General features: G+C 43.8%; 10 protein-coding genes. 7 read left to right on the top strand and 3 right to left on the bottom strand.

Annotated features, from left to right (window positions below):
• Positions 1 to 148 precede the first annotated feature (148 nt).
• The 3 genes from GNF10_RS34775 to GNF10_RS34765 all read right to left on the bottom strand — a co-directional run bounded on the left by GNF10_RS34775 (position 149) and on the right by GNF10_RS34765 (position 1,696).
• Positions 149 to 388: a hypothetical protein gene (locus GNF10_RS34775; RefSeq protein WP_185584611.1), complete on the bottom strand. Its 240-nt coding sequence runs from the start codon at positions 386 to 388 to the stop codon at positions 149 to 151.
• Positions 389 to 666: 278 nt separating this feature from the next.
• Entirely contained in the window at positions 667 to 1,389 is a 723-nt protein-coding gene (locus tag GNF10_RS34770; RefSeq protein WP_185584613.1) for a hypothetical protein, read from the bottom strand.
• A 94-nt stretch (positions 1,390 to 1,483) separates the two neighbouring features.
• Positions 1,484 to 1,696 carry a hypothetical protein gene (locus tag GNF10_RS34765; protein WP_225893030.1) on the bottom strand — a complete coding sequence of 71 codons (213 nt, stop codon included), beginning with the start codon at positions 1,694 to 1,696 and terminating at the stop codon, positions 1,484 to 1,486.
• 237 nt (positions 1,697 to 1,933) lie between these two features.
• Between GNF10_RS34765 and GNF10_RS34760 the strand changes: the two genes are divergently transcribed.
• From GNF10_RS34760 to GNF10_RS34730, 7 genes are all read left to right on the top strand, one after another.
• Positions 1,934 to 3,049, top strand: a complete 1,116-nt coding sequence (locus GNF10_RS34760) for a ParM/StbA family protein (protein ID WP_185584615.1) — start codon at positions 1,934 to 1,936, stop codon at positions 3,047 to 3,049.
• Between the two features lie 3 nt (positions 3,050 to 3,052).
• Complete coding sequence (locus tag GNF10_RS34755) at positions 3,053 to 3,286, top strand: hypothetical protein (RefSeq protein ID WP_185584617.1); 234 nt, start codon at positions 3,053 to 3,055, stop codon at positions 3,284 to 3,286.
• Positions 3,283 to 3,528: a hypothetical protein gene (locus GNF10_RS34750; protein WP_185607409.1), complete on the top strand. Its 246-nt coding sequence runs from the start codon at positions 3,283 to 3,285 to the stop codon at positions 3,526 to 3,528. Before GNF10_RS34755 ends, GNF10_RS34750 begins: the two co-directional genes overlap by 4 nt.
• Positions 3,525 to 3,761 (top strand): hypothetical protein, encoded by a 237-nt coding sequence (locus GNF10_RS34745; RefSeq protein WP_179076067.1) that lies wholly within the window; start codon positions 3,525 to 3,527, stop codon positions 3,759 to 3,761. Before GNF10_RS34750 ends, GNF10_RS34745 begins: the two co-directional genes overlap by 4 nt.
• 7 nt (positions 3,762 to 3,768) lie before the next feature.
• Positions 3,769 to 3,963 carry a hypothetical protein gene (locus tag GNF10_RS34740; protein ID WP_185584621.1) on the top strand — a complete coding sequence of 65 codons (195 nt, stop codon included), beginning with the start codon at positions 3,769 to 3,771 and terminating at the stop codon, positions 3,961 to 3,963.
• A 97-nt stretch (positions 3,964 to 4,060) separates the two neighbouring features.
• On the top strand, positions 4,061 to 4,504 hold the full coding sequence (locus tag GNF10_RS34735) for a hypothetical protein (protein ID WP_185607408.1): 444 nt from the start codon (positions 4,061 to 4,063) through the stop codon (positions 4,502 to 4,504).
• Positions 4,505 to 4,515: 11 nt separating this feature from the next.
• Positions 4,516 to 5,232 (top strand): hypothetical protein, encoded by a 717-nt coding sequence (locus tag GNF10_RS34730; protein ID WP_185584647.1) that lies wholly within the window; start codon positions 4,516 to 4,518, stop codon positions 5,230 to 5,232.
• Positions 5,233 to 5,324: the final 92 nt, after the last annotated feature.

Genomic DNA, 5,324 nt, shown 5'->3' with positions numbered 1-5,324 from the left:
TTCCCGGTTTCTGGGACAATAGATAAGTCATTCCCGCCACAAACTGGACAAATAAACTTATTTTTAGCTTTGGACGGCTCTAGCTGGTCTTGAAAATTTCGGATGTCGAAGGAGGCGAACGCCTGTTGATTGGGGAATTGTGCAACCATTACGCGATACCTCCTTGAACATTATTTAATTTTTGACAATTGCTTAATACATAAGTTGGCGATTCTTTCGGTTGAGCCAGTGCATAGTTAGGCTGATGAAAGCGATCGCGATCGCAGACTGTAAATTCTTCTATTGAATAGCACCAGTCTGGTTTACCGCAGTGGGGGCAAGCGTTAGCAATAGTTGCGAATAGCAGCTTGCTGGTACTATCAGTATGAAATAGCTGTTTTTTTGACACTTTACAAATCCTCCAGTATGTGTATGTAGTGGAGGAATTGGAGCTATCCCGTGGCAGTAATTTTCTAGTACAAACGTTCAAAAATCTAATTTGCTAAAATTCTTGAAACACTCTTTACATCTGGTGAGCCAGTATTACATTGGCTTTACACCTGATCGTGTAAGATAAAATTACTATTAGGGATACTAATTAGGCTGCGAAACCCAATCCCCAATTCCAAGTGAATAAACTTAGAAAGCCCCGTGTCCTAGCAGGAACCGGGGTTTTCGCCATTTATTCTATTCATATTTGCCTAACCAATTTCTGACAAACTCGGTTACTTCCTCCTCTGGAATTACAAATGCACTACCTTTTCTCTTGAGAACTAGAACTTTCATGTTTCCTATCTCCGTATAAAGATGTTCATTATGATTTGGGGATGCCTTTGTCGGAGGCCATAAAACCAAAACTCTTGCTGTGGGTGTCTTTTGCGCTTCACGCGAAGACATCCCAAATATTGCTCTATTCTTGTCAAGCCAGCTTTTGTAATCTCCCAGTTCAACTAGAGGGCAAGGTTCCCAAGTTCCTAAGCGATTCTTTTTTCTTCTCACCTGCAAAACCTCTTTGGCTTCGTTGTAGACAATCAAGCTGTCTCCTTTCGATCTGATGGAGATAAACAGGTGAGTTTTCCCAGGAAACCTAATAAATAAGTCTACAGGGTTCTTGTCTTGTATTTTCAGTACCGGAAAGACTTGTATACCAAAGCTATTAAACTCTTGCAAAAGTAGGGTCATTATTTTTTCCAGCCGCACAAGTTTTTGAACTCGTACTAACGGCTTGTAAGCCAATGCAAAAGCAAGCCAGCCAAGCGGATTAATGAAGCTGCCTGTACCAAGCGCAACACCACCAGTCACTAGAGCTAGACCAGATTCATGGTCTATCGCCTTCCTAATCCACTCTAACGCCGCTTCGTTATGCGGCGGAAGTTGAAAATCGGTTGCTGGATCTTTCACGGTAGTCATTGGAGACATCAAAATTAATGATGTGAAATTATACGAACTGTACTGATAGTAATGCTTTACACTACATTTTTGAACTAATAGCCATCTATTAATGTCATGTTTGGCGATCGCTTGCCTCTACTCTTCTGTAAGCAGGAGGATACTTGGACGGAAATTTAGCTCTTATGGCTTGTTCCACAAGAAACGCTACGAGATTAGCTGTGGCTCTACCTTCTTCATCAGCCCATATTTGTAAATCTTCATAAACTGCATCCGGTAAAACAATAGTTGTTCTCTTAGTCATGTCGATGAAAGTTTCTTTATTCATCGATTCTAGCCTCATGTGGTAATTGTCTTTGCTTATTTCATGTTATCGCATTCTATATTCATGCGATTCTATGCTAATATAGCATTAAGCAAACCAAAAACAGTCACCCAACAAAGGCAATAGAAGTCAGAAAGTGATGCTATGGCTTGCCCCTAACTGGATATGTGGATTTAAAGTGATTTAGCCTCTAAATTCTGCAAAGCCAGACAAATCAAGACTTTAACAATCATCTGAACCATGACAGCTATATATTCCAATGCCAAAAATTGGCTAGTTCAGGCAGACTTGTTAGCCAAATCCGGGCTAACTGACCTTATCGCTGGGAAAGACTCAGGAGCAGGGTATGGCAAGGCAATCATCGGTGATTTTTCGATCATGATGCCTGCCGTATACTCACTTGTTCGCAACCGCAACATCATGCACCACGAAACCATCTCAAAAGATGGCTGCTGGGTGCGGTATGTAGAAGGTTCTCGCCTGGACTTAAAAGATGTTCAATTTTTCTGGGGCAGTGCGGCTCTAGCTCAAAGTGACCACACCCTGTTGCACGAAGATAAAGCGAAAAAGGCAGAACTCGCACTAGAAAGCATTCTTGCAGACTTAGCAGTTCTCAATATTCCCGATGGAGTCAAACTTTCAATTAGTTTGAGCAACCACAACCCCGAACGCTGGGCAACTGAGATTAAGCGCAGAGTTGAAGGGACTCACACCTTTGAACATCTGCACCCTGTAACTCGTTCCATTGTCACCAAGACAGTTGACATCGTGGTGACAGGCATTTACCCCGAAGGATTCGGAAGCATTGCCCACTGCTTATTTGGTGAAGCGTCCCTGGTGCTTGACCCCTCAGAATTAGCGATCGCACTCGATATCGGTTCATCAACTTGGTTGATTACCGTGTTCAACGGCAGTGGTGCAGTGATTGACCGTCACCTGATAGAAGGTGGAGCCGGTGAACTGCATTCGATGATTGCAGAAGCGCTCGACAAGCGAAACGACCGAGTGAGTCTGCTGTCCAAGGATGTGAAGCACTCACCCAGCTTGGTGAACCAGGGAATTATTGAAGGCACTTTCACATACGGCGGCAACCACCTCACGGGCAAGAAGTTTGAAACCGAGTACAGCCAGTGTCTAGATGAGTGGTGGAGTAACAGGATTGAGAAATTCGCCAACTTTGTGACTGCTGGTAATTATCTAGACCGCGCTAAATACCTTGTCGCCTGGGGTGGGGGTGTTTCGCTGCCAGTGGTGGATCAAAACTTAGCCGGTTTAGGCTTTGTGATTTTGAATAATCCCCAATTTATCAATGCCTTGGGGTTGAAACTATTAACTCAAATATCTTTGGGAGCCTGATCAATGAATTACGAATCTCGGCGTATAACCATCTCCTACTTAGCAGTAATTGAATTGTGCAAGATTTTTGATTTACCCCAAGATGCACCGACACAAGCATTATCAGCAGGTGTAGAGAAGCTGATTTTTCAACACGGTAATGTGCAAACATCACCAAAAGCCGAAACTTCACTTTCTACACAGCCCAATAAATCGGCACTTAGCGCAATGGTCACTAATTTCAAAGGGGCAGCATGACCAAATCCAGATTCAGAAACACGGTTTTAGGCATTGGTGCAACAGCAGCAGCGTTAGCCGTTGGCTACTTCGGAGTGCAGCAGTTTGGCAGTAACAATATGTTCACCATTGCCGCAGCTGTCGGGGGTGGAGGTGCAATCAGCTATGTACTTCAAAGGCCGAGTCAGCCAGAAACGCCAAGCACTGACCCAGAACCCCAACCCACACCAGTTAAAACCCAAAGGAGGAGAAACAAGTTATGAGCGACCAAGACACCCAAAAGACACAACCAAGCCTAACAACAACCGAAATCATGACCATCATCCTCGGTTGCGAACAGACTCTTAGATTCGTGCAAGCATCTCCCAATTACAAACAAATCGAAGCGTCCGAGCGGTTCAGTACATCGAATGACCTAAAAATGGGGGATGCTGTGCAAGCCTTGATGGAGATTCACGAAGCGATTCTAAATATCGAGTTCTATTCGCAGGTTTGAGGAACTTATGTTAGAAACGACAACTTTGCAACGTAACCACCTCTATGAATTCCGTGGTCAACAACTGCGCTATAGCCATCAGTCTAATTGTCGAGTCAATGCCCCTTTCATATTCAATGACTCGAAAGGCAAACGAAAAGAATTAAGTCAAAACCAAGTGCAGAGGGAGGTTTTTGAACTTGTCGAGTTTTGTGAAAACTGATGATGAAGCGATTGCACCGACGACCAATCATTGCAATCGCCTCACTCCGGGACGTATCTCTCGCCGCAAAAACGAAAGTACACAAGGATTCTAACAAATGACACTTCACTACAAAAATCCCAACGATTGGGGCAAATCACCTCTGACCGACTCCGCCCTAAGAAAGCAGCAATTCAAAGCGGAAAATCCTGAACAATGGGCTGCAATGATTGAGGCAGATATTCAGGCACTCTCCACACCAATATTCGAGAGTGAAGATTACCCACCCTTTACCGGGACGGAATTTCTAGCAACTCATTCAACCATTGATGACCATCCCTACTCTGCTGCATTTGGTCAATTCTTGGGTAATGGGATTGACGCGGACATTGCAAATATTCTGGCATTTGGTGAGAAGAGATTTGATTTAATTTCTGATGATTTTGACGATCCGATAAGGCAATTAGCAACGAGAATTTATAACCGATTTGAAGAGATGGGTTACTGGGATGAAGTGCCCCAAGAGCCGATAAATATCGACTACGACAACATACCTTATTAGGAGTGTCAGCAATGGACTTTGCAATACGTAATCCGGTACTTGGTCATGCAAGCCACATTGATGAGAAAGCACAATCTTGGGGAGGATTTGAGTCTGATATTCTGGGCTATCTTTCGGATATAAATAAGCTCGAACAGTTCGCTGACTATGCGAATAATGCCCAAGAATTATCTGACAGATTAGAGCCATTCTTGGACAATGCCAAGGTCGTCTTTGAGGCGATGGAGAAGTTAACAAAAGGGCAGGTCACTTGGACAGAACTTCGTAAACAATACGGCTCTCATGTTGCGGGTGCTATCGCCAAAATTCGCAAGTTAAATTCAGAATTTGATTCAGAGATGGGCAAGATAGATGCCCAAGATAGAGCCGACTTGTTGCGGATTGACCAAAAACGGAAGCACGCACTGACCGAAGTTGCCGCCCAACTTCACCACGATTTACAAGCAGAATTGTGGAGACATGAAAATAAAATCAGCAGCATAGAAAATAAGCAAACTGTGCAAGCTGAAAGGCAAGCAATTACTACAGGCTTAAGAGAGAAACGCCAACAACTTTTAGCTCGTGCAAGGTTTGGCTCACGGGCATTAGAGCCTAATCTTACACCCCAGGACGTGATACCAATTCAATCCCAAAATCATGCACCATCTTCTAGTGTTTCTGCAACAGGAACAGTTCGCGGTTGGGGTGCAATCTTGGGTAACTTGTGGCAGAAATTAGGCGACAGATAATCAATTAATTAGGTAAGGCTGATGCTAGTAAGGAAACGAAATGAAGATCCTCATAGCGTCAGCCCTTTTTTGCATGAAGGGCTGGCACAAAC

It is taken from the genome of Nostoc sp. UCD121 (assembly GCF_014222285.1).
Lineage (GTDB): Bacteria > Cyanobacteriota > Cyanobacteriia > Cyanobacteriales > Nostocaceae > Nostoc.
Note: the sequence above shows the minus strand (reverse complement) of the source record. Positions and strands in the feature narration are given on the sequence as shown.

Excerpts from the sequence above, each read along its gene's own strand:
- GNF10_RS34770 (WP_185584613.1), bottom strand. The coding sequence starts at position 1,389 with ATGACTACCGTGAAAGATCCAGCAACCGATTTTCAACTTCCGCCGCAT.
- GNF10_RS34765 (WP_225893030.1), bottom strand. The coding sequence starts at position 1,696 with ATGAATAAAGAAACTTTCATCGACATGACTAAGAGAACAACTATTGTT.
- GNF10_RS34760 (WP_185584615.1), top strand. The coding sequence starts at position 1,934 with ATGACAGCTATATATTCCAATGCCAAAAATTGGCTAGTTCAGGCAGAC.
- GNF10_RS34755 (WP_185584617.1), top strand. The coding sequence starts at position 3,053 with ATGAATTACGAATCTCGGCGTATAACCATCTCCTACTTAGCAGTAATT.
- GNF10_RS34750 (WP_185607409.1), top strand. The coding sequence starts at position 3,283 with ATGACCAAATCCAGATTCAGAAACACGGTTTTAGGCATTGGTGCAACA.
- GNF10_RS34745 (WP_179076067.1), top strand. The coding sequence starts at position 3,525 with ATGAGCGACCAAGACACCCAAAAGACACAACCAAGCCTAACAACAACC.
- GNF10_RS34740 (WP_185584621.1), top strand. The coding sequence starts at position 3,769 with ATGTTAGAAACGACAACTTTGCAACGTAACCACCTCTATGAATTCCGT.
- GNF10_RS34735 (WP_185607408.1), top strand. The coding sequence starts at position 4,061 with ATGACACTTCACTACAAAAATCCCAACGATTGGGGCAAATCACCTCTG.
- GNF10_RS34730 (WP_185584647.1), top strand. The coding sequence starts at position 4,516 with ATGGACTTTGCAATACGTAATCCGGTACTTGGTCATGCAAGCCACATT.